General features: G+C 51.1%; 27 protein-coding genes. 10 read left to right on the top strand and 17 right to left on the bottom strand.

The window, feature by feature from the left end:
• Nucleotides 1-24: 24 nt before the first annotated feature.
• The gene (gene epsC / locus ACT53D_RS06065; RefSeq protein WP_476155062.1) at nucleotides 25-927 is read right to left on the bottom strand and encodes a serine O-acetyltransferase EpsC; all 903 of its coding nucleotides are present in this window, start codon (nucleotides 925-927) and stop codon (nucleotides 25-27) included.
• 321 nt (nucleotides 928-1248) lie between these two features.
• Here epsC and cysK point away from each other — a divergent pair, with 321 nt between their 5' ends.
• The 6 genes from cysK to ACT53D_RS06035 all read left to right on the top strand — a co-directional run bounded on the left by cysK (nucleotide 1249) and on the right by ACT53D_RS06035 (nucleotide 7180).
• Nucleotides 1249-2235, top strand: a complete 987-nt coding sequence (gene cysK / locus ACT53D_RS06060) for a cysteine synthase A (protein ID WP_476155060.1) — start codon at nucleotides 1249-1251, stop codon at nucleotides 2233-2235.
• Nucleotides 2236-2408: 173 nt separating this feature from the next.
• Nucleotides 2409-3389 carry a sulfate ABC transporter substrate-binding protein gene (locus ACT53D_RS06055; protein WP_476155058.1) on the top strand — a complete coding sequence of 327 codons (981 nt, stop codon included), beginning with the start codon at nucleotides 2409-2411 and terminating at the stop codon, nucleotides 3387-3389.
• A 51-nt stretch (nucleotides 3390-3440) separates the two neighbouring features.
• Nucleotides 3441-4310 carry an EAL domain-containing protein gene (locus ACT53D_RS06050; RefSeq protein WP_275357218.1) on the top strand — a complete coding sequence of 290 codons (870 nt, stop codon included), beginning with the start codon at nucleotides 3441-3443 and terminating at the stop codon, nucleotides 4308-4310.
• A 109-nt stretch (nucleotides 4311-4419) separates the two neighbouring features.
• Nucleotides 4420-5253, top strand: coding sequence for a sulfate ABC transporter permease subunit CysT (gene cysT / locus ACT53D_RS06045; RefSeq protein WP_194747044.1), 834 nt, complete (start codon nucleotides 4420-4422; stop codon nucleotides 5251-5253).
• A 57-nt stretch (nucleotides 5254-5310) separates the two neighbouring features.
• Nucleotides 5311-6201, top strand: a complete 891-nt coding sequence (cysW, locus tag ACT53D_RS06040) for a sulfate ABC transporter permease subunit CysW (RefSeq protein ID WP_476155056.1) — start codon at nucleotides 5311-5313, stop codon at nucleotides 6199-6201.
• 1 nt (nucleotide 6202) lies between these two features.
• Nucleotides 6203-7180, top strand: coding sequence for a sulfate/molybdate ABC transporter ATP-binding protein (locus ACT53D_RS06035; protein ID WP_476155054.1), 978 nt, complete (start codon nucleotides 6203-6205; stop codon nucleotides 7178-7180).
• Between the two features lie 95 nt (nucleotides 7181-7275).
• On the opposite strand, the gene ACT53D_RS06030 is transcribed toward ACT53D_RS06035, so the two are convergent.
• The 13 genes from ACT53D_RS06030 to ribA all read right to left on the bottom strand — a co-directional run bounded on the left by ACT53D_RS06030 (nucleotide 7276) and on the right by ribA (nucleotide 16951).
• On the bottom strand, nucleotides 7276-7695 hold the full coding sequence (locus ACT53D_RS06030) for a type II toxin-antitoxin system VapC family toxin (protein WP_194747041.1): 420 nt from the start codon (nucleotides 7693-7695) through the stop codon (nucleotides 7276-7278).
• Nucleotides 7692-7931: a FitA-like ribbon-helix-helix domain-containing protein gene (locus ACT53D_RS06025; RefSeq protein ID WP_194747040.1), complete on the bottom strand. Its 240-nt coding sequence runs from the start codon at nucleotides 7929-7931 to the stop codon at nucleotides 7692-7694. Before ACT53D_RS06025 ends, ACT53D_RS06030 begins: the two co-directional genes overlap by 4 nt.
• A gap of 353 nt (nucleotides 7932-8284) precedes the next feature.
• Complete coding sequence (locus ACT53D_RS06020; RefSeq protein WP_194747039.1) at nucleotides 8285-8653, bottom strand: phenolic acid decarboxylase; 369 nt, start codon at nucleotides 8651-8653, stop codon at nucleotides 8285-8287.
• A 335-nt stretch (nucleotides 8654-8988) separates the two neighbouring features.
• Entirely contained in the window at nucleotides 8989-9285 is a 297-nt protein-coding gene (locus ACT53D_RS06015; protein WP_476146112.1) for a hypothetical protein, read from the bottom strand.
• Between the two features lie 70 nt (nucleotides 9286-9355).
• The gene (locus tag ACT53D_RS06010; protein ID WP_476155051.1) at nucleotides 9356-9622 is read right to left on the bottom strand and encodes a hypothetical protein; all 267 of its coding nucleotides are present in this window, start codon (nucleotides 9620-9622) and stop codon (nucleotides 9356-9358) included.
• Nucleotides 9623-10088: 466 nt separating this feature from the next.
• Complete coding sequence (locus ACT53D_RS06005) at nucleotides 10089-10397, bottom strand: hypothetical protein (RefSeq protein WP_476155049.1); 309 nt, start codon at nucleotides 10395-10397, stop codon at nucleotides 10089-10091.
• Nucleotides 10398-10502: 105 nt separating this feature from the next.
• A complete protein-coding gene (locus ACT53D_RS06000) occupies nucleotides 10503-11360 on the bottom strand; it encodes a hypothetical protein (RefSeq protein ID WP_476155047.1) in 858 nt (285 codons plus the stop codon).
• A gap of 89 nt (nucleotides 11361-11449) precedes the next feature.
• On the bottom strand, nucleotides 11450-11917 hold the full coding sequence (locus ACT53D_RS05995; protein WP_476155045.1) for a hypothetical protein: 468 nt from the start codon (nucleotides 11915-11917) through the stop codon (nucleotides 11450-11452).
• 7 nt (nucleotides 11918-11924) lie between these two features.
• The gene (locus tag ACT53D_RS05990; protein ID WP_476155043.1) at nucleotides 11925-12374 is read right to left on the bottom strand and encodes a hypothetical protein; all 450 of its coding nucleotides are present in this window, start codon (nucleotides 12372-12374) and stop codon (nucleotides 11925-11927) included.
• Between the two features lie 409 nt (nucleotides 12375-12783).
• Nucleotides 12784-14055, bottom strand: coding sequence for a bifunctional O-acetylhomoserine aminocarboxypropyltransferase/cysteine synthase (locus ACT53D_RS05985; RefSeq protein WP_476155041.1), 1272 nt, complete (start codon nucleotides 14053-14055; stop codon nucleotides 12784-12786).
• Between the two features lie 94 nt (nucleotides 14056-14149).
• On the bottom strand, nucleotides 14150-15379 hold the full coding sequence (locus tag ACT53D_RS05980; RefSeq protein WP_476155039.1) for an SfnB family sulfur acquisition oxidoreductase: 1230 nt from the start codon (nucleotides 15377-15379) through the stop codon (nucleotides 14150-14152).
• A gap of 21 nt (nucleotides 15380-15400) precedes the next feature.
• Nucleotides 15401-16033 carry an OmpW/AlkL family protein gene (locus ACT53D_RS05975; protein WP_476155037.1) on the bottom strand — a complete coding sequence of 211 codons (633 nt, stop codon included), beginning with the start codon at nucleotides 16031-16033 and terminating at the stop codon, nucleotides 15401-15403.
• Between the two features lie 312 nt (nucleotides 16034-16345).
• The gene (ribA, locus tag ACT53D_RS05970) at nucleotides 16346-16951 is read right to left on the bottom strand and encodes a GTP cyclohydrolase II (RefSeq protein ID WP_338657320.1); all 606 of its coding nucleotides are present in this window, start codon (nucleotides 16949-16951) and stop codon (nucleotides 16346-16348) included.
• Between the two features lie 188 nt (nucleotides 16952-17139).
• On the opposite strand from ribA, the gene ACT53D_RS05965 reads away from it, so the two are divergent.
• From ACT53D_RS05965 to ACT53D_RS05955, 3 genes are read left to right on the top strand one after another with little or no spacing between them, the layout of a single operon-like run.
• A complete protein-coding gene (locus ACT53D_RS05965) occupies nucleotides 17140-17466 on the top strand; it encodes a PepSY domain-containing protein (RefSeq protein WP_445241986.1) in 327 nt (108 codons plus the stop codon).
• Nucleotides 17466-18131, top strand: coding sequence for a winged helix-turn-helix domain-containing protein (locus ACT53D_RS05960; RefSeq protein ID WP_476155034.1), 666 nt, complete (start codon nucleotides 17466-17468; stop codon nucleotides 18129-18131). Before ACT53D_RS05965 ends, ACT53D_RS05960 begins: the two co-directional genes overlap by 1 nt.
• Nucleotides 18128-19462 carry an ATP-binding protein gene (locus ACT53D_RS05955; RefSeq protein WP_476155032.1) on the top strand — a complete coding sequence of 445 codons (1335 nt, stop codon included), beginning with the start codon at nucleotides 18128-18130 and terminating at the stop codon, nucleotides 19460-19462. The genes ACT53D_RS05960 and ACT53D_RS05955 overlap by 4 nt, the downstream gene beginning before the upstream one ends.
• A 17-nt stretch (nucleotides 19463-19479) precedes the next feature.
• Here the strand turns inward: ACT53D_RS05955 and ACT53D_RS05950 are convergent, their stop codons facing one another.
• The gene (locus ACT53D_RS05950) at nucleotides 19480-19809 is read right to left on the bottom strand and encodes a PepSY domain-containing protein (RefSeq protein WP_338657327.1); all 330 of its coding nucleotides are present in this window, start codon (nucleotides 19807-19809) and stop codon (nucleotides 19480-19482) included.
• 219 nt (nucleotides 19810-20028) lie between these two features.
• Between ACT53D_RS05950 and ACT53D_RS05945 the strand changes: the two genes are divergently transcribed.
• On the top strand, nucleotides 20029-20286 hold the full coding sequence (locus ACT53D_RS05945) for a hypothetical protein (protein ID WP_194747027.1): 258 nt from the start codon (nucleotides 20029-20031) through the stop codon (nucleotides 20284-20286).
• Nucleotides 20287-20292: 6 nt separating this feature from the next.
• On the opposite strand, the gene ACT53D_RS05940 is transcribed toward ACT53D_RS05945, so the two are convergent.
• Nucleotides 20293-20745 carry a response regulator gene (locus tag ACT53D_RS05940; protein WP_194747026.1) on the bottom strand — a complete coding sequence of 151 codons (453 nt, stop codon included), beginning with the start codon at nucleotides 20743-20745 and terminating at the stop codon, nucleotides 20293-20295.
• On the bottom strand, nucleotides 20742-22724 hold the full coding sequence (locus ACT53D_RS05935; RefSeq protein WP_476155029.1) for a hybrid sensor histidine kinase/response regulator: 1983 nt from the start codon (nucleotides 22722-22724) through the stop codon (nucleotides 20742-20744). Before ACT53D_RS05935 ends, ACT53D_RS05940 begins: the two co-directional genes overlap by 4 nt.
• Nucleotides 22725-22726: the final 2 nt, after the last annotated feature.

The raw sequence follows: 22726 nt of genomic DNA, 5'->3' as shown, positions 1-22726 counted from the left end.
TGAATAGGTTGCAATAGTTAAAAATCAAGCCGCAGCCGGAATCGGTTTGGCATCCGAATGTGCTTGTGTGAGGTGACTGTTGGCGGGCACGCTGCGCGTTACCCAAACATTGCCGCCAATAATCGAATGTTTGCCGATGGTGATGCGGCCAAGAATGGTGGCCCCGGCATACACCACCACGTAATCTTCCAGAATAGGGTGACGTTCAAATTTCTTCACCAGGTGGCCATTGGCATCTTTGGGGAAATTTTTTGCACCCAATGTCACCGCCTGGTACAGGCGGACGTGATTACCAATAATCGCCGTCTCTCCAATGACCACGCCAGTACCATGATCTATAAAAAAGTAATCGCCGATACGGGCGCCAGGATGGATATCAATGCCGGTTTGCGAATGGGCGATTTCGGTGATCAGGCGTGCCGTAATGGTCAAGCCCAAGCGATGTAAAACATGCGCCAGCCGGTAATGAATCAAAGCCAGAATGCCAGGGTAGCTGACCAGGATTTCATCCACACTGTCCGCGGCCGGATCGCCTTGGTAAGCCGCTTCAAGGTCGGTATCCAGTTGCAAACGCGCCGCCGGCAGTTGTTCAGCAAAGGTGAACGTCAGGGCATGCGCCTGTTCATTAAATTCGCTGGCAGGCGTGCCTGCTGCCTTAAACGCCAGTTCCAGCCGGATTTGCTGTTGTAATTCACGCAACGCTTTATCCAGCGTGGTCCCCACATAAAAGTTAATGGCATGTGGCTGAATATCAGAATCACCCAGCCGGTTGGGGAACAGCGCCGCAGCCAGGCCTTCCACGCACTTGGCCAGCACTTTACGTGAAGGCAGCTTGGGTGGTTGCGTCAAGCGCTGGCGTTGTTGCAATGCATGTTCGCGGATGCCCGCCAGTTGTTGCACGATGTGCTCGATGGCAATTTCTTGCATCGTGGATTCCTTGTCATAGAAAGTACGCGATTGCTGACAACAGGCGAAAAAAAAGCCAGTGGCCCTGGCGGGTCACTGGCTTCCAGTTGTCTGGTCAGCATGAATCTTTGCTCACTATAAAACACTCTTTCGTGATTGAACAGGGTAAAGCCTAGAATCATTCATTATTTTATTATCAGTTTTTGTTATTTAAAGCAGTTTTAAAATAACCGAAAAGGTAGGGTTATAACTATTAAATATATTTATCCAACAAAATGTTATTTTTAATTTATTTCTGCGCTTTTTAAACTAAAGTCACTGTTTTTAGTTAAAGAGCCCTTTATGTCACACTGGTTTAATGACAATGCACAGTCCATCGGCAATACGCCCTTAGTGCGCCTGAACCGCCTGACCGCCCCTGGTCAGGCCACCATTTTTGCCAAAATAGAAGGCCGTAACCCGGCCTATTCTGTCAAGTGCCGCATCGGTGCGGCTATGATCTGGGATGCCGAACAAAAGGGCTTGCTGGGTCCTGGGAAAGAAATTGTAGAGCCTACCAGCGGCAATACCGGCATCGCGTTGGCCTTTGTGGCTGCGGCACGGGGCATCCCCATTACCTTAACCATGCCGGAAACCATGAGCCTGGAGCGGCGCAAATTGCTGATTGCTTATGGCGCCAAGCTGGTACTGACCGAGGGCGCCAAAGGCATGAAAGGCGCCGTGGCCAAGGCAGAAGAAATTGCCGCCGCGGATCCAGCACGCTATGTGTTGTTGCAACAGTTCAAAAATCCGGCCAATCCAGCCATTCATGAACAAACCACAGGCCCCGAAATCTGGCGCGATACCAATGGCGAGGTGGATATTCTGGTTTCAGGGGTGGGCACCGGCGGCACCATTACCGGCGTTTCCCGCTATTTCAAAAAGACGCAGCATAAGAACATTCTCTCTGTTGCGGTAGAACCGGCAGCCAGTCCGGTGTTGACGCAGTTTAGGGCAGGGCAAGCACTCGCGCCGGCACCGCACAAAATTCAAGGCATAGGCGCAGGTTTTGTGCCGGATATCCTGGATTTAAGTCTGGTGGATGACATTGCACAAGTGACCAATGAAGAAGCGATTGCATTCGCCAGAAGACTGGCACGCGAGGAGGGCATTCTGGCCGGCATTTCCTGCGGGGCGGCGGTCGCGGTAGCGGTGAGATATGCAGCATTGCCTGAGCATACGGGTAAAAATATCGTGGTGATTTTGCCGGATTCAGGTGAGCGCTATTTGAGCTCTGTGCTGTTTGACGGCATATTTGATGCGCAGGGGCTGAGTACGTCGGCTGCCTAAGGTGTTACCAGCCTTAGGTGGCTTATCTTGTTAAACGCCAGTGTTTACACTGGCGTTTTTTTAGACTTTTACTTTTATATTCTTTATTGTTATAAACATATTATATTTTATTATTTTTTTAAATATAAAAAGGCCGCTATACTGCGATCCTGTTTTATATTCAGGAGTGCTGTATGTCATCAATCGTTCGTCAATTGCTGCTCGTTGCTTTGTTTAGTACTTTTTCTGCGCAAGCAGCAGAATTGCTCAATGCCTCATATGATGTCACCAGGGAGTTTTACAAAGACCTTAACCCGGCATTTGCTCAGTATTGGAAAGATAAAACTGGTGAAACGGTGACCATTAACCAGTCGCATGGCGGTTCGACCAAACAGGCGCGAGCGGTAGTTGATGGTCTGGATGCGGATGTCATTACCATGAATCGCTCGGCAGACATCGATATCTTGGCAGACAAAGGCAAGCTTATTCCAGCCAATTGGCAAGGTCGTTTGCCTAACAACAGTGTTTACAGCGCGTCCCCAACTGTGTTTCTGGTGAGAAAAGGCAATCCCAAGCAAATCAAGGACTGGGAAGATTTAATCAAGCCAGGTGTAGCGGTTATTATCCCTAACCCCAAAACCTCTGGTAATGGCAAATATAGCTATCTGGGTGCATGGGGTTCAGTCACGCAAAAAGGCGGAGATGCGGGTAAAGCCAAGCAGTTTGTGACAGAGTTATTCAAGCATGTCCCAGTACTGGATGCCGGTGGGCGCGGGGCGACGACGACTTTTGCGCAGCGTGAGCTCGGCGATGTATTGCTGACATTTGAAAATGAAGTGTTTTTGATCCAGCAGGAATTCGGTCAAAACAAGTACGAAGTGGTATACCCATCTCTGACCGTGTTGGCGGAAAACCCTGTTGCCTTGGTGGATAAAGTGGTCGACAAGAAAGGCACTCGCAAAGTAGCACAAGCCTATCTGGATTTTCACTTTTCCCCTCAAGGGCAGGCCATTGCTGCCAAGCATTATTTGCGTCCGCAAGTCAGCGAGGTGGCACAACCAAGCTTTAAAAAACTAAACACTTTCACTGTCAAACAGGCATTTGGCAGTTGGAGTGACGTTGAAAGTACGCATTTTAATGATGGTGGCATTTTTGACCAGATTTATCAAAAGTAGCGTTTAAAAATCATTGCCTAGCGCATGCTTAAAACGCAGAAAGGAGTCATGATGACACAAAAACAGTTATCCCCAGAGCCGGAGCACATTGTGCAATTGCGTGCCGAACTCAAACAGGTGCTTGCGCTGGACCTAGAAGAGCTTGGTCTGCTGGAGGCCAGCTCGGGCGAGTATGAAAGCACCTTTATCGGTGTTCATCTTAAAACCGCTTTTCAGCCGATCTACGATGCCAAACAAGGGGATATTTATGGCTATGAAGCCCTGATTCGTCCCTCATTGTTTGGCACCCTGGGCAGCACCCCCGAGTTTGCGTTTACCTATGCCGAGCAGTCCGGCAAGCTGGTGCAGTTTGACCGCGTATGCCGCTCGCAGCACGTGCTCAATTACCGGGCCATCCATCAGGAAAATGGCTTGCTGTTTTTAAACGTGCATCCAAAATTACTCCTCGAGGTCAGCGCCCACGGCAAGGTGTTTGAGCAGATCCTGCATAAGTATTCGGTGCCTACGCATCGCGTTGTGCTCGAGATCAACGAGTCGCTGATCGAGCAGGACAAGCACCTGATCGCTGCCGTGGAGAACTATCGCGCTTTGGGCTATCAGATTGCGTTTGATCATGTCGGCGGCCACCAAAGCAAGCTGTACCGCTTGTGGAGCGTGCAGCATGACTTTATCAAGTTTGATATCTCTGTGATTCAGCAGGCCGCGCAACAACCGGGCTTGGCCAAGGCACTCAAGGGGCTGGTGTCCAGCGTGCAGGATTTGGGCAGCACGCCGGTGATTGTGGGCATTGAAACCCAGCAGCAACTGGATATTGCGATCTCAGCCGGGGCGACCGTGTTGCAGGGCAACTTGCTGGCCGCACCGGTGGTGGCCAAGGTCATTAATGACCAATACCAGCACCGCACGCCAAAAGTTGCCTAATCCATCACGCTTTATATAACAGGCGCTTATAAATTAATGATTATTCATTCTTTAATGATTTAAAAGAATGCAGCTATATTAGCGCCTGTTTAACGGATCACCATACACCATGGCATCACAAAAAAAGAAACATTTACTCCCCGGCTTTGGCTTGTCACTCGGCTACACGCTGGTCTACCTAAGCCTAATCGTTCTCATCCCTTTAGCCGCTGTTTTTCTGCGCACCACCGAGCTCAGCTGGCATGAGTTTTGGGCGGTGGTCACCACGCCACGCGTGGTTGCTACCTATAAACTAACCTTTGGCGCCTCATTGATTGCAGCGCTGATCAATCTGGTATTTGGCCTGCTCACTGCCTGGGTCTTTGTCAGGTATCAGTTTTTTGGCAAAAAAGTGTTCGATGCACTGGTCGACTTGCCGTTTGCCTTGCCGACGGCGGTGGCCGGGATTTCACTCACCGCGATTTATGCGCCGAATGGCTGGTTAGGCCATTGGCTGGAGCCGCATGGCATCAAAGTCGCGTTTACCCCTCTCGGCGTGGTGGTGGCGCTTACCTTTATTGGCTTGCCGTTTGTGGTGCGTACCGTACAACCGGTGCTCGAAGACTTTAGTGCCGAGGCCGAAGAAGCAGCGGCCAGCTTGGGCGCCAACCGCTGGCAAACCTTTTACAAAATTATTCTGCCCGCCATCTGGCCGGCGCTACTTACCGGTTTCTCGCTGGCATTTGCCCGCGCGGTGGGTGAGTATGGTTCTGTAATCTTTATCGCCGGCAATATGCCGATGATTTCCGAGATTACGCCGCTCATGATCATCACCAAACTTGAACAATATGATTATGCGGGCGCCACGGCCATTGCCGTTGTGATGCTGGTGATTTCGTTTGTGTTGCTGCTGTTGATCAACTTGCTGCAATGGTGGAGCAGTCACCGCCATGGCGCTAAATAGTGGGCGGCCGCTGAAAGCATAGCGTTGCGTATATTTTGATAAACCATAGGTAGGATGATGCAAACCACACAATTTCAACAATATCAGGGCAAAGTGGCCTACAAACGCGCCACCTCTGAACCCACCTGGGTCCGCTGGGGCTTGATTGGCCTGGCACTGACGTTTTTAGGGCTGTTTTTGCTGGTGCCGCTTGCGGCCGTTTTTACCGAGGCTTTGCGCAAAGGCTGGGACGTCTACCTAGCTGCGATCACCGAAGCTGATGCCTTGTCCGCGATGAAGCTGACTCTGATCGCCTCGCTGATCTCGGTGCCACTGAATCTGGTATTTGGCGTGGCCGCCGCCTGGGCAATTACCAAGTTCGACTTTAGAGGCAAAAGCTTTTTGATCACCCTGATTGACCTGCCGTTTGCCGTCTCGCCTGTAATCGCCGGGTTGATCTTTGTGCTGATTTTTGGCCTGCAAGGCTGGTTTGGCGAATGGTTGATTGATCACGACCTGAAAGTGGTATTTGCCGTGCCTGGCATTGTGCTGGCGACGATTTTTGTGACCTTCCCGTTTGTGGCGCGCGAGTTGATTCCGCTCATGCAGGCGCAAGGCAAAGAAGAGGAAGAGGCTGCACTGGTGCTGGGCGCCTCTGGCTGGAAAATGCTGTGGCATGTGACCCTGCCCAATGTGAAGTGGGGCCTGATTTACGGCGTGATTTTGACCAACGCACGGGCCATGGGCGAGTTCGGCGCCGTGTCAGTGGTCTCCGGCCATATCCGCGGCCTGACCAACACCATGCCTTTGCATGTCGAGATTTTGTATAACGAATATAACTACGCGGCGGCCTTTGCAGTGGCCTCATTATTGACGCTGCTGGCCCTGGTAACCCTGATTTTGAAAACCTATGTTGAATGGCAGGCATCCCGCGATGCCGCCGCGATTGAAAAGGAAGTGACGGCTTAAGATGAGCATTACCATACAACAGATCAATAAAGGGTTTGGCCAGTTTAGTGCCCTGCGCGATATCAATCTGCAAGTCCCCTCAGGCGAGCTGGTGGCTTTACTTGGGCCTTCAGGCTGCGGCAAAACCACGCTGTTACGCATTATCGCTGGCCTGGAGACTCCGGACAGCGGCCAGGTGCTGTTTGATGGCGTAGACACCACCCACCGTGATGTGCGCGAGCGCCAGGTTGGTTTTGTGTTCCAGCATTATGCGCTGTTCCGCCATATGACCGTGTTTGAAAACGTCGCCTTTGGCCTGCGCGTGCGCCCCAAAGAAACGCGGCCGTCAGAAGCCGAGATCAAAAAACGCGTGCATGACTTGCTCAAACTGGTGCAACTCGACTGGCTGGCTGACCGCTATCCACCGCAATTGTCTGGCGGCCAGCGCCAACGGATTGCCTTGGCACGTGCCTTGGCCGTCGAGCCAAAAGTACTGTTGCTGGACGAGCCATTTGGCGCGCTAGACGCCAAAGTGCGTAAAGACCTGCGCCGCTGGCTGCGCCGCCTGCACGACGAACTGCACGTGACGAGTGTATTTGTGACGCATGACCAGGAAGAAGCCCTCGAAGTCGCTGATACCATCGTCGTCATGAACCATGGCCAGGTAGAGCAGGTGGGCTCACCACAAGCTGTTTACGATAACCCAGCCACGCCGTTTGTGTATGAGTTTTTAGGCAATGTAAATGCCTTTGAAACCCCGCAAGGCAAAGGCTTTGTGCGTCCATATGAGATTGCCGTTAGCCGAGAAGCAGACGCGCAAAGTATCGCCGGTGCGCTCACCTATGTGCACTCTGTGGGCTCACTGGTGCGTCTGGAGATCAAACGTGCAGACAATGAGCAATATGTCGATGTGGAGCTGGGTCGGGAGCAGTTTAATCAGTTGAGTTTTAAGCAGGGCGAGACGGTGTATTTGAAACCGACGCAATTGCGGGTGTTTTAAACTAACGCTCTGAACAAAAAGGCGCAACATCCATCATTGCGCCTTTTTTCTGTTTAGAAAAATCTATTTTTAAAGCTTGATGCAAAGCGCTTTTATTACAGATCAAACGGATTAATCACGCTCAATCCTGCCGCGATAAAAGGTTGTGTGTCTCTAGTCGCAACGGTCAGCTCATGTGTCATCGCAATCGCGGCTATGTAACCATCTGCGGGCGCGATCACTTGACCAGCCGCACGCGCTTTAGCCCGCAACGTGGCATAAGCCTGGGATGCTACGAGATCAAATGACAAAATACGACCTTCAAATAAAGGTAACACGCGTTGCTCAAGGCTGGCATGTAACACCTCTTTTCGCTTACCCGCTGGTAACACTGCAATCCCAAAACGCAGTTCAGCGATGCCGATGGTAGAGAGGTACAAAGTTTCAATGTTTTGTGCATTGATCCAATCGGCTATTTTGGGGTCGCCTGTGGCTTTTAACGGCTCAGAAATGACATTGGTATCTAATAAAATCATTCAAAATCCATAGGCTCTGAGGCTGTTTGGTCTCGCCCAATCTCAATATCCACGCCATCAACCTCACGACCAATTTCCGTTAACAATGTACCAAGCAGGACTCTATGCTTAGGCCTCACTGCATTTTCTAAAATAAAACGTATTTCCGCTTCGGTACTGCGATGGTTCTGGGCCGCCCGCGCCTTGAGTGCGCGGTGTGTTTCCTCGGGTAAATTTCTGACAGTGACAACAGACATACATATGCACTCCATGATAAAAACATAAAAATGCTATCACTATAAAAAAATGATGTCAAATTGATGTTTTGGAGTCACTTTTGCAACTAAAATAATAAGTGCGTAGCCTTTATGATAGACCACCCCGACTCTCCCCATTTACCTTACCCAAGAGAGTAGTAGGGCAACTAGTTGCCCTCGCGTCACAATACCCGTTACGCTCTAACTATCCCCAAATTCACTATCTGGACTTCACCCGCTTCCCCGGCGCTCACTATAAATCCCCAACTTCACGGCACGATGAAAAGTGGAGTTAGGCCACCCTACAGGGTTGCATGGCGAATGGACATCATCGTTCGCCATGCAGGTAAATCTCACTTCTCGCGTACGATAGCCCCTGAAATCACATAGCGTTCCTTGCCATCAATAATGGTCGAATACACCTTCATGGTGTTCAGGTTGACTACCTGAGTGACGGTGATTCCAGTTTTCTCAACCCAGCTAGCAAAGTAAATCTTATCGGCTATTTTAAAGCGATCAGGGTGCTCCTTGCCGCTGGCACCTTTCTCTGACCCTTCTACGCAGGTCCATGTCATGAGTTGCGGGTCTTTGACCTCCACCCGGTAAATGCTTCCGCCATCATATTTGTAAAGAAACTGCCCAATAAATGCCTCAGCGGCATGCGCTGCAGGTATCCAAGTTGCAAAGAGTAAAGAGCTGAACAAGAGAGATAGCGATTTCATGCGTACTTTCCTAAAGTGTGTTTTCTGTAAGTGTCATCGGTTAAAAATGTAAGTATAGTAGGGTACGCAACTAGTTGCCCACGCGTCACAATACCAAAACGCTCTAACTATCCCCAACCCACTCTCTTGAAACGCTAAGCAACTTTCCCAATTTTCAGCAAACAAACCCACCTTTGAGTCGCGATGAAAAGTGGAGTAAGGCCACCCTCAGTGCCCTTGCCAAATCGTGGGTATTACCCAGCCTCTTGATTTTCTAGCGTGCGAATGAATAAAAAAACCGCCCAAAAAACAGGCGGCATCAGAGAGAGATTTAAAATCGTTTGGTAAATCAGGCGTTAGTCAGGGTTATGCGGTGCAACATATGGCCGTTTACCAATAAAATTCATTTGATGTTGATTATGTTTCATCAATTTCTTTTCAGCTTGTTCAGGGTCTTCAGCCACTAAACCAGTGCCTTCCCAGGCTTGATCAGCCCCCTTGGCTGGTTTATCAAGAATTTTGTTGTAGGGACGTTTCCCGATAAAGTGATTGTGATGTGACTGGCCTACACTTTGCTCGTTATCTGGTAAGTCAGCTGCATTTACTTGCGCCACAAAGCCTAAAGCCAATATGGTTAAAAATAATTTTTTCATTTGTAATCTCCTAAATTTGTCCTAAAGCAATTGGGGCGCTTCACTTTTCGCGTGGACCCTATGCCGTGGATTAAAAAGCGCGTTTACCAAGCATGTGCAGTTTTTGCACTTCATGAACGTTCGCACGTCCGCTGTTACCATCCACCACCAGTGTCGCGCCTACCCAGGGTTGCTCACCGTCAGCTTTGGCAACCACTGGTTGAGCATATGGACGCTTGCTCAAAAAGTGTTGAGCAGTTTGTACTTTTTCAATCCCACCATTTTGTTCAACCGCTACCACTGGGGCAGCAACAATAAAACCACTTACTAAAGCAATTGCAGAAATCACGTTACGCATGTTTGTTCTCCTATCTGTTAGTCAATGTGATGGCAATCTGTTAAAACGTTGCTCAATCACGATGGTTTGCATTATGCGCGGACTTTTTCCATAAATCGTCTATAGATATAGGTAGGTTGGTATATACCAATCGGCATACTTGGATTGCTTTAAGGATAAGAAAATCAGGGCTGATAACAGCTATTTTCTAGACGCAATGCGGATTAGATGATCGGATTAATGGTGTAGCAGTAGGTAGCTACCCCCAGCGCAAAGCGCACAGCTTCATCACATAAAAACCATTACTTACGGAAATGACTACCGTAAAAGGTAGCTTGCTTTAGGAGGGGTGGCACGGCGGTGATACGATATTTAATCAATTTGCCTGGGATTGAACGCGTGGGCAACAAGTTGCCCACGCTACAGGGCTGGCGGGTTGGGCGATGCGGCCCACGCAGGGGTGAGGTTTTGTAAACAAGGACAAGTCTCAGCGATTGATTACTCTGCCAATATCTACCAACTTCTTTCCGTTTTTTTTGGTCAGTTCGTACATCTCGGTAACGAGCGAGTTAACTTCGGCCAACAACCTATTTCTCTCAGCTTGTGAGGTGGCGCGTCGGGCCGAATTGATTCGGTTTGTAATCTTTCGCTTTTTCCCAAGCAAGCTGTAATCGCTAACACTCCAATAGATTTCCCAGTATGGATATTGGGAATACCTAGCCCAGATGTCGGAGATGTTCATACCGCCTTCGAGTAGACGGTTCATTTCTTTTAGCTCGTGCTGCGGAATAGCCATTTTCTAAACTCCCTAAATGTATTGCGGAAAAGTAATAGACAACGTTTGAATTCACCTGCCTTGCGCGGCTTTGTGCGCAAGGCAGGTGGAATGATGTGTTCGACCTCATGGCACATCAAAGATTGCTTGCCAGTTGGATGGGGAGCCATTAGAGAACGCTTCGCCAGCATCTTCGTCTCCGTCCCAGGCGCCAATGAAGTCCTCAGACTGGCCGGGGTGCATGAACAACCCTAAGTGATATGGCCTTCGTGTCTTACGTTGCACATAACCGAGGCGCCTGTAGTCTTCGTCATCTGAGAAGGTAAATCTTTCAACCTCAACCGTTGCGATCTGATGAATGTATTCGTCAAGCACTTCGAAGGACACTGGGTCAGCGTTCTTGGTTATTGAACTCTCCAGTAGTTCCGAGTTGAATTCGGCGACTTCTGCAAGGATGGTCAAAAAGTCAGTCAGATCGTAATTCGCCCCAAGGTTCTTGTCACCGCTGGCGGGTGCCTTATATGCGATCAGCTCGCGCTGTGCTTTGAGCTGCAAAGCAGTTTTCTTCATCTCGACCGCTAGCGACTTATTGAACTTTGCCACCCAATCAAATGCCACATTGATGGCACGAGTGTGCGAGATTGCCATCAACTTGCCAGAATTCCAGTCCTCTGTAGGAATCGTATAGACGAGGCCACGTAATAGGGACAGTGCGGCGTAGTACTCAAAGTATGGATTGGCCGCGCGAAGCCCGGAGGTACGCGCAAATTCGAGGCTATTGAGAAGAACGGTTGCATTGAGGATCATCTTGGTCGTGAAGTACGTGCGGCACGACCATTCGGAGTTCCTTTCGGTTGTCCAATCCTTCGTCAATTTTGCGTATTGCAATGAAATGCTGCCAGCGACCTTCGCCAGTTTTTTCTCTGAGCACAGGTCAAAGAGCTTTCGGTATGAGTACGCCCAAGTTCTACCTGCGTGCTGCACGATTCCTCCTTGACGCCGAACGTTCAGGTTCAGGGGCCTGGCGCTGCTTTATCTGCCAAGTCCCATGCACCGCAGGGTTAGCCCTCTTGCTACTCGCCGATATGCGCAACACGATTTTTCCACCATTGATGGCAGGACCAACCAACACCAGCCGCAATTGTAACCGCAACGAACCAGAGAAGATAACCCGCAAGAGACGAACGCACAGAACGGAAGGCGAGATCCACTAAGGCACCTGCCACGCAGAGAACTATGGCTGCCATGAGCCAAGCAAAGAAGGTGAATTTTCCCTTTGCCGAGAAGCCTGCTCTAACTGAGAGAAAGAATGTGGCCCGGCCAGACCAAACGCCAAGCACTATGGCCAGTAGCATGATGCCCATACCAAATGCCGTGGTCGTACTATCTGTTTCGGTATATTCACCATCAACCCAATAACCTAAAGGCGTGGCGTGATAGATGTAAGCGGGCACGCCAACAAGATCGCCAATAATTCCAACACCAACTGCGACAACTAGGAATACGGCGACTCCAAAAAACCAAGCGAAGAATATGCGCATAAGAGGCCTAATGTTTGAGCTCAGGGGGACCCGATTGGAACAGTTTATACAGAGTGTTGCAGGTTTTTGTGGCGAATTCGGCAGCAGGAAAGATTGCGGCATTGATTTCATTTAGCTCACTTATTGCTAATGGGATTCGTTCGGCATTTGTAAGAATGTCACGATATTCTATGAAGAAATCATGTATCAACAGATTTCTCTTTTCTAGAGCGGGTTTGAATATTTCATCAACTTGGGATTCAAAATCTTTTCCAAGCGTCTTCTTAATTTCTGCAAGTAGCTGACCTGTTGTTAGCTTAGAAAATTTCTTCAATATCTGTTTAGCGTTTTCTGGGGTGTACTTATGTTGATTGATGACTCTCTCGTTCAACATGCATATGTTGCAGAGTTGTTCCTCCAATATGCTTGCCCAGCAAGAAGCTTCGCCGAATAGTTTGAATACGTCATCAATGCTCATGATTTGATGCCCAACGTAAGTTATACACAGAAATCAGGATGTAACTTATTCTCTATATTCGATTGTTTCTATGAGAATCTAGCATATCTTTTTGTTTTTATTGATTATTTTAATTTATATATTATGCATGGAACACACCTGCTGGTTGCACCATTTAAAGCTTTTTATGATTACTAAAGTCAAACTCATTATCTTCAAGCTTTTACAAAAATGCAATATTAAATATATGCTGGTAAAAGCAGTCGCGACTATTAACCCTCAAGGGGTTGCTGTTCATTTCTGATCAAGCTAACTGAGTGTTGGAAAGCAACCATGTACTGTTAATTTAAGAAAAAAGCGCAGCATCGCTGCTGCACTTTCATTATTTTTCGCAATATCAAAAACCGACATGGCCAGTTTTTGATCAGCTTTAAACCTTTGCCAATGCCTGCTCCAAATCCGCAATCAAATCATCGATATGCTCAATGCCTACTGATAACCTGACCATATCTTCACTCACGCCTGCACGGGCCAGCTCTTCGGCATTGAGTTGCCTATGCGTGGTGGTGGCAGGGTGGCAGGCGAGGCTTTTGGCATCGCCAATGTTGACCAGGCGCGTGAATAGTTGCAGTGCGTCAATAAAGCGGGTGCCGCCTTCGCGGCCGTCTTGCACGCCAAAAGACAAAATGCCTGAGGCGTGGCCGTTGAGGTATTTTTTCACCAGTGCATGGTCTGGGTGGTCTGCAAGCCCGGCGTATCTGACCCATTTTACTTTGGGGTGTTGTTTGAGGTATTGAGCGAGCGCGAGGGCGTTGTTGCTGTGGCGCTCGATTCTCAGCGCCAGTGTTTCCAGGCCTTGCAGAATCAAAAAGCTATTAAATGGGCTGATGGCGGCGCCGGTGTTGCGCAAGGGCACGACGCGGGCGCGGGCGATGTAGGCAGCGGCGCCTAAGGCTTCGACGTAGTTGACGCCATGGTAGCTGGGGTCGGGGGTGTTGAGGCTGGGGAAGCGGGCGGCATGTTCTGCCCACGGAAACTTGCCGCTATCGACAATGACGCCACCAATCGAGTTGCCGTGGCCGCCGATGTATTTGGTTAGCGAGTGCACCACAATATCTACGCCATGCTCAAATGGTCGCGACAGAATGGGCGTGGCGACGGTGTTATCGACGATCACCGGCACGCCGTGTTTATGGGCTGCCGCGCTAATGGCCGCGAGGTCCACCACATTGCCTAACGGGTTGCCTATGGTTTCGGCAAATACCAGTTTGGTGCGGCTGTCGATGAGTTTTTCCAGTGACGCCGGATCGCGGTAATCAAAAAACCGGACTTCTATACCTTGTTTGGGCAAGGTGTGCGCAAAGAAGTTATAGGTGCCGCCATACAGCGTCGAGACGGACACAATATTATCGCCTGCTTCGGCAATGGTTTGAATCGCGTAGGTAATTGCGGCCATGCCAGAAGCCAGTGCCAGCGCGCCTATGCCGCCTTCCAGTTGTGCCAGGCGCTCTTCTAGCACGGCGGTAGTCGGGTTCATGATACGCGTATAAATATTGCCTTGTACCTTGAGGTCAAACAGGTCCGCACCATGTTGGGTATTGTCAAAGGCGTAAGAGGTGGTTTGGTAAATGGGCACCGCAACCGCCTTGGTAGTGGGGTCCGGTTGATAGCCGCCGTGAATGGAAAGGGTTTCTTGTTTCATCGCTCAACTCCTTTATTAATTATTTGAATTTATTATATTGGTATTAAAGTATAACCCCGGTGCGCGGCCGGGGTTATATCATTTGCTTACATGCTTATAACCACGGGTGACGCGGCGGATTCACTTTGTTGAGGTAGTAGTTGCCAATGGCGTGAAACTTCCAGCGGACCGGATCATGCAGGGTATGCGTGCGTGCATTGCGCCAGTGACGGTCGAGATTGAGTTCTTCGAGCGTAGAACGCGTACCGCTGAGCTCAAACAGTTTGTTGCCGGCTAATAGCGCGATTTCGGTGGTCAATACTTTGGCTTCTGCCACTGCAATGGAGGCCGCTGCCACCGTGGTTTCGTTGGCTTCTTTCGCTGCCTGGGTCAAGGCATCGGCGGCGCGGTCCAGCAAGGCTTCTGCTGCGTGCAAGCGCAATTCCAGGTCGCCAATTTGCTGGATGGTGTAGGGGTCATCGCTGGCATGCTGGATATCCTTGGCATCTATCCATGGCCGCGCGGACTGTTTTACGTAGTCCAGCGTCGCGGCTATGGTGCCTGCGGCAATGCCTGCATCGACCGCTGCCTGAATAAACTGCGAGCTGGGTCCGGCGATGGTCGGGCGGGCAAAGGCTTGGTAAATCGGCACCACATGTTCTGCAGGCACTTGTACGGCTTCAATCACCACGGTTCCGCTGGCGGTGGTGCGTTGACCAAAGCTGGACCAGTCATTGATCACTGTCAGCCCAGGGGTACCTTGTTTGGCTAGCGCCAAGTACGGCAGGCCTTCTTCTGTGGCGGCGACTATCGGAATCCAGTGCGCCAGCAAGGCGCCAGTGGCAAAAAACTTGGTGCCATTGACGACAAAACCTTCTCCATGCGGGGTGATGCGGGTGGCAAACTCGACCACCGTGCGGCTGCCTTTTTCTGAGAAGGCATTGCCAAAGCGGACGCCTTTGAGCACAAGCTCAAAAAAGAACTGCTTCTGGCTCTCGCTGGCATCCAGGATCAGATGCTCGATAATGACAAAATGGTTTTGCGGTAATTGGCCCAGTGAAGGGTCCGCCGCAGAAATAATTTTTATCACTTCGCCCAAGGTGCGATAAGAGACGCCCGCGCCGCCGTAGGCTTTGGGGATGGTGATAGCCCACAGGCCGCTTTGCGAATATGCGTCCAGTTCGGCCACTGGCAAACGGCGCTCTCGGTCGCGCGCAGAGGCTTCCTTGGCAAAGGTCTCTGCTAACTGTTTTGCAACGGCAATCGCCTCTTCGTCACTGCGAATGCGGTGTGCCGCCGGGAGCGTGTCTAATGCTGGTATGGCAAGTGTATTGGATTGACTCATGAGGGTTCCTTTCACGGGAGATTAAAAGCGATAGCCGACAGTAAGGCTGTAAACCGTGGGGTTGATCTCCACTTTGCCAACATTGGCGCCATTGATTTCTGTGCGCGTATCAATGCGTGCATAGCGGATATCACCGCCCACAGACCAATGCTCGTCAATGGCAACATCTACCCCCGCTTGCACTGCAGGCCCCCAGGAGCTGCCGAGTGACAGTTTGGCGCCGTTATCGAGTTTTTCATCAAGAAAACGTGTGTAGTTGATGCCGAGCCCAACAAATGGCCGTATGGTCGCTTCTGGACGGAAGTGGTATTGCAGGCTGAGGATGGGCGGCAAATGTTTGGTAGAGCCAGCACGCTCACCATTGACGTTGATCTGGTGCTTGAAGGCGAGTCCGCCCAGCAGATCGATTGCCCAGTGCGGCGTCAAGTAGTAGCCAATATTGAAGGTCGGGCCGGTTTGACTATCCACCGTCACAGCAGCGGTGTTTTGGATAATACGGCCATTGTGGGATTGAGGATCAATCAATGAAATCCCCGCACGTAATTGCCATGGCGACAGGTCTGTGTCCGCGTGCACGGTGGCAGTAATCATCGACAGAGAGAGGCCGATGGCGATTAAAGGGGAATGGGTAAAGAATGGAAATGCATGTTTCAAGATAAAACTCCTTCTGGTTTTCAAGTCGGCTGTCATGCAGGTACTGCACCACTCGTACGTCAAGAAGGTGACCTAGCTTAACTATCCTTTGCAGAAAGTGTGCCAGGGTAAGATTTTATTAAAAACAAAGACTTATAATTTTTTTGCGTATGGATGACATGCTTTTTGAAAAGCAGCTTGCTGTCAGCGTGCCCTGACAAAGGCAGGCCGCATGCGGATTGAATAAGCGTTTAAGACTGAAACAGGCGTTGCCGACGTCGGCAAATGCTGGGAAGAAGGGCGGTAGATAGAGGGCGATGAAGCGGGTTGCCTTTAAGCAGGTAAATCTGGCAGTAAATGCCCTAACTTGTTGACCTTGGTTTGCAGGTACTTCAGATTGTCAGGCGTAGGCGGCGTGAGCAATGGCACTTGCTGCGCAACGCTGATGCCTAGCGATTGCAAGGCCGTGCGTTTTTCCAGGTTGTTGGAAAGTAGCTGGATCGTGTTGATCTCAAAATAGTGCAGCATCTCAGCGGCCGCTTCGTAGGTGCGGGCATCCACTGGCAGCCCGAGGGCAATATTAGCCTCTACGGTATCCAGGCCTTGGTCTTGCAGCGCATAGGCGCGCATTTTGTTATTGAGACCAATGCCGCGGCCTTCATGGTTTTTTAAATACAGGATCAGGCCTAGGCCGGTTTGCTGGATCAGGCGTTGCGCATGGTGCAATTGTTCGCCGCAATCACAGCGTGTTGAGCCAAACACATCGCCGGTTAAACATTCGGAATGCACTCTGACCAGCGGCGACTGCGCGCCTTGCAGGTTGCCACAGGCCAGCGCAACATGTTCGAGGCCATTGCGGCTATCGGTAAAGACATGGATATCAAACTCGCCAAACTGGGTAGGTAAGCGGGCGGTGGAGCTGTGAGATAAAAATTGCATGATGCGTTGGGCGTTGGAGATGTGTGCCAAACCAATATTGTAGCTGCAACCGGCTTTTTAAAGGGCGGGTTTTGAAATAATCCGTCGTCTGCGGCCATGCAGCCAGGTCATGGCCCAATTTAAGCTTGGTTTAAGATGAATGCTGTTAAACTTTTGGGCATAGTCTCTGTTGCAGGAGTTGGATAAGCATGGTTGGGATGCCCCGTCGCGCCAGGAGAGTACTTCTCGCGCTTTTGATCATGAGCACTACATTAGCCTGCTTGCCGCAGGCAGATTCAGGGGAAAGCCCTGCCAATGCCGGCCGCCTGTCTGCCAAAGGTGAAATTCTGAGTCTGGAAAAAATCTCTCAAAAAGCCAGAGCTTACAAACCCGGTGAAATTCTCGAGGTTGAGCTGGAGAAGAAACATGGCCGCTACGTGTATGAGATCGACATACTGGATGCGGGTAGCCAGGTGTGGGAGCTGAAACTGGATGCCAAGACCGGGCAGTTGCTGAAAATGGAGCAGGACGACTGATGCGGTTGCTGTTGGTAGAGGATGATGCCTTGTTGGGCGCGCAGCTGAAGCTGTCACTTGCACAGGCGGGCTACGCTTGCGATTGGTTGCAAGCGGGCGTTGAGGCTGCGATACAGGGTAGCCTGGAACCTTATGATCTGGCGATTCTGGATTTGGGCTTGCCGGACCGTCCGGGCCTGGATATTTTGGCCGAGTGGCGGCGCAAGGGGCTGGCGTTGCCGGTGATTGTCCTGACCGCGCGTAGCAGCTGGCAGGAAAAAGTCGAAGCCTTTCATGTGGGCGCCGATGACTATGTGACCAAGCCCTTTCACTTGCAGGAGCTAATTGCCAGATTGGCGGCCGTGCATAAACGCACGGTGGGGGTGGTCAGTGGTGAGTTGGTGGTGGACGATCTGCGTTTGGATGAGCAAACGCAAACGGTGTGGCAAGCGCAGCGCGCGCACGTGTTGACGGGCACCGAGTTCAGGCTGTTACGGTATTTGATGCTGCATCCCGGGCGTATTTTTTCTAAAACCGAGCTCACCGAACACGTGTACGCCTATGATGCAGACAAGGACAGTAATGTGATCGAAGTCTATGTGAACCGCTTGCGGCACAAGATCGGCGCTGAGCGTATCCAGACCCGGCGCGGTCAGGGCTATGTGTTGGTCGTGCAGGCAGCATGAAGTCCTTACGCACGCAATTGTCACTAGGGTTGACGCTCAGTCTGGTGGGGTTGCTGACGCTGCAATGGGCGGTGGTGACGTTTACCATAGACCACCTGATCCAGTCGCAGATGACGGCGCGCATGCAGCAGGAAGTAGAAGGGGTGCTCGCGGGTGTTACAGTGAATGCGCACGGGCAATTGGTCTTGGCCCCGCATGTGATGACGGCGGCATACCAGCGTCCTTTTTCCGGGCGTTATTTTATTGTGATGCTGGATCAGTCTAAAACCCAATCCCGCTCGTGGTGGGATGTGAACTTGCCGATGAGCGCGCTCAAGGTGGGTGAAGAGCGGGTCATGCACGTCACCGGCCCTGAGTCGCAGCCACTGTTGTTATTGGGGCATGGCTACCGCAAGCAGCAGCGAACCATCACGATTTATATCGCCGAAAGCCTGGTGGAATTGCAGCAAAGTTTGCGCATGTTTCATTGGTTGTATGGCGTGTTTTCCTTGCTGGGGTTGCTGGCACTGCTCGCCTTGCAGCGCTGGATTGTCGTGAATACGCTCCATCCCTTACAGCAGATCAAGGAAAGCCTGGCAAAAGTGGCCAGCGGCGAGTTGCAGCAGATGAATGCCAGCGGTCCGGCCGAAGTCATGCCGCTCATCAATGAGTTTAACCGTATCCTCAAAAGTGCCAGCCAGAAAACCCGGCGCTCGCGGCTGGCTATCGGCAATCTGGCCCATGGGCTTAAAACCCGTCTCGCCCAGCTGCAATTGTTGTCAGGGGACGCCTCACTAGAGAGTGATGCTCAGTTGCGGCACATGGTACAAAGCTGTGCCGATGAAATTTATCAGGATGTGGAGCGCGAGTTAAAACGGGCGCGCTTGATGGGCGATGCCTATACCAGCCAAACGACGGACCTGGAACTGGTGCTACCCACGCTGGTGGCGACCCTGCAAAAAATCTATAGCGAAAAGACCGTCGGATTTGCCTGGCAGCACGACGGTCAGCCGCGCGTGATGATAGATCGCGAAGACATGCTGGAACTACTCGGGAATGTGCTGGATAACGCATTTAAATGGTGCCGCAGCCAGGTTCAGTTAAATATCTCGGTGCAGGCGGAGATACACATCATTGTTGAAGACGATGGGCCCGGTAGCCAGGCTTCAGAACTGGCGGCCTTGCTGCAACGTGGCATGCGTATGGACGAATCCAAGCCGGGCAGCGGATTGGGTCTGGCCATCGTGCAGGATATTGTGCAGCATTATCAGGGCAGCATCGTACTCGACCATTCGCCACGGCTGGGCGGACTGCGGGTGACATTCACGCTCAGGCCCGGCGTGCAGGCCTGAGCGCTTGAGTCGACCCGTTAAAACCAGTCGCGGTTGAGGCTATTCACTTTGCCAGTCTTGGCATCCAGCGTGACTTCCCACTCTTTGCCCTTGGCATCGACGATTTCCACTTCGTAGTCCCAGCCGTCTCTAAATTTGCGGCGTTCCAGCTCGACTTCTTTCACCACGCCAGGTTTGGCTGCCAGGGCTTTGGTCTGTGCCTCCTGCTGAGAAATCAGGCCGAACGCTTTTACCATTTGTTCCATTTTCTGCATATCGTCTTCATCGTCGTCGTCAGCCCAAGCTGGCTGCAACAAGCTGCTGGCAATTAGCAGGCTACTCAATACATAAGGCAGTATTTTGTTCATTTGGGGCTCCTTGTTTCACAATGAACCGTCAAGATACCTGCGCAGCCTTAACTCAAGCTGAAAAGCCCTTTATTCAAGAAGTATTTTTTAATTCATATTTTTTTAATATTTGCAAGGCTGTTGTAAGGGATTGTGTGCAGAATGACACTTACAGAATCCGTTAAGCCTCATTTGTTAAGCAAGACGGCCCTCGTAACCACTTAAAGACAGGAGTTTCAAATGAATATTTCTAAATCATTGGTTGTTGTGGGTATGGCATTATTCACTGTTGCAGGAACTGCATTAGCGGATCAGAGCATCCCTGTTCAGCAACAAAACTTTGGTAAACGCCCATTAACAGTAAATGCGACTGCTGAAAAATCAGAACAGGCTTGGGAAGGCACCGGCTTGAAGGTAACTGATCCGGCACAAAGCGTTGCACAGCATCAGCGTCAATTATTAAATCTGCGCTTTGCCAGCAAACGCGCTTATCAATAAGGTTGCTTACTGATAGCCCGGCAATTGCAAATCAGGTTGATGTTGCTTGAGCTGGGTGAATAACCAACGCGTCTCCAGCAGAATCCAGACGCGCAACATGGCCTCCATGGGGTCAAAAGGTTTGGTTAAAAAATCTTTTGCCCCCAGGGCCAGCGCCCGTCTACGGGTAGCGATGGTCGCATCCGCAGTCAGTACCAGCACCGGCAAGTATTCATTATGGCCGACATGGTGCGAGAGCTGGTCGAGCACGGCAAACCCGTCCAGTACCGGCATCATCAAATCCAGCAAGATTAAATCAGGTTGAAAGGCGTTGACCAGATCCATGGTCTTGGTTGGGTCTGTGGTGCTGATCACCTGCTCAAACCCTTCTTTGGTCAGCAGTTCTTCGAGTAAGCGCAAGTTGGCTTCAGCATCATCAATAATCAGAATTTTGGACGCACGCAGTTGTTCTATGTTCATGAGGCAGACTCTGGTAATAATTTAAGCAATAGCTGGTTGAAACTGGCTACATTTAATGGCTTGGTAAAATAATGTGTAATGCCCAGCTGACTCAGGCGCTCCCTGGTTTCCGGCAAGGCATCCGCACTTAACACGACGATGGGCATGGACTGCAAGGACTGCCGCTCGGCCTGTATGTGCTGAATCAGTCTCTCCCCCGAACCGTCTGGCAAATTGAGATCCAGCAATAGCAAATCTGGCTGCATATCCCTTAACCAAACCATGCTTTCCTGCAGGTTGGCAGCCAGATGCAGCTTGAGGTGACGATGCTTGCTTACAATCGCTTCAATCAGGGCCTGGTTACTCGGGTTGTCTTCCACGTACAAAATAGGCCGTTTGCCGGTGGAAGGGGTGGTGACCGGCTGCACAGGCGCGCCTGGCTCCACTGGCGCAGACACATGCATGGGCTGGGGGTGTGCATTAGGCTGTGCCGGCAGGCTGATCCAGAATAGGCTTTTATCTTCAGCGACCCCGATTTGCCCGCCCATGGCGTCCATCAGTTGTTTACTGAGCACCAGCCCCAAGCCGGTGCCTTCCGTCACGGTACGTTCGGCGCCGAGGCGGTCAAATGGCGTAAACAGCCGGGAGCGCATCGCGAGCGGAATGCCTTTGCCCGCATCCTCGACCTCTACGCGTACCTGACCATGCTGGGGATAGGCCCTGAGCTTGACCACACTGTTTTCGGGGCCATATTTCAAGGCATTCGACAGCAGGTTAAGTACCACTTGCATCAGCCGCTGACGGTCTGCCTGTACGGCCAGGTCTGCTGCAAACTCGGTTTGGATCGTCATATCACGCACCTTTTCCAAGGGCTTGAGGTAGTGGTAAGCCTCTTCTAGCAGTCCACTCACTGAGACGTGTTCCAGTGCCATGTCAATATCGCCACTTTCAATCCGCGAGATGTCCAGCACCTCGTTAATCAGCTTTAACAGATGCTGGCCCGCATTGTGAATCAAGGTTGCGCTGTCTTTTTGCCGCCCCTCGGGCAAGTCATTTTCCAGGATCTGGGCAAAGCCTAAAATGGCATTGAGTGGCGTACGCAACTCATGACTGGTGCGCGACAAGAAATTACTTTTTGCGGCACTGGCTTCTTCGGCTTCTACCCTTGCCAAATGTGCCTCCTGTGCACTTTTGGTCAGCAATTGTGAGGCATGCTCCAGCTCACTGGTCAGCTCACCGAGTTCGTCGCGGCTAATGCTGGGCAATGCCAGCGGTTCGCCTTTGACCAGATGGGTGGCACTGTCACGGATGGTCCGCACCCTTGCGACGATGGTCTGGCTGAAAAGCCAGACACCAATCAGGGAGCCTGCTACCCCGGCGATGACCGCCATCAGCGTAATGCGCAAATTGCGTTTGCGCTCAAAAATCACTTCTTTCTTGTCTTGCTCGACGATGGCTGATTCGCGCGCGCTCATCTGATTCAAATGGTTGCGCAATTGATTCAAGGCTTTGCCTTGTGAGGAAAACTTTGTAATCAGCGCTTGGTCGGCTTCCTGTGCTCGGTGACTGGCCATTACGGCCAAGTCTTCCAGGTTTTGGGCGACCAGCGGATGAATGACATCGAGCAGGTGTTGTTGCGAGGCATCGTCCAGATTGGTTTCGAGTGAGTGCAGCAAATGCGGCATACTTTGCTTGGCACTTTCGTAGCCAGTCAGAAATTGCCGATTACCCGTGAGTAAAAAGTCTCTTACGCCAGTGGAGGCTTCCAGCAACAAGGTTTGCAGGGTCTGGATATCCTGCTGGATTTGCAAGGCATTCTGCACCCGTCTTTCGAGCAGGGCTGCTTGCTGTTCACTCTCGAAAATCAGCGCCAGTGACGCCAGTAAGACTGTGAGCGGCAAGGCATTGAGCACGATCCCCTTGGTGGTGAGCGATAAATCCTGCCACAGCCGGTTCATGCGGTTGCTGAATTGGTGTAGGCCTGCCACGATCCACTGCATGC

The sequence above is a fragment of the Methylophilus sp. DMC16 genome, assembly GCF_056314045.1.
This window is presented reverse-complemented; position numbering and strand designations above follow the sequence as displayed.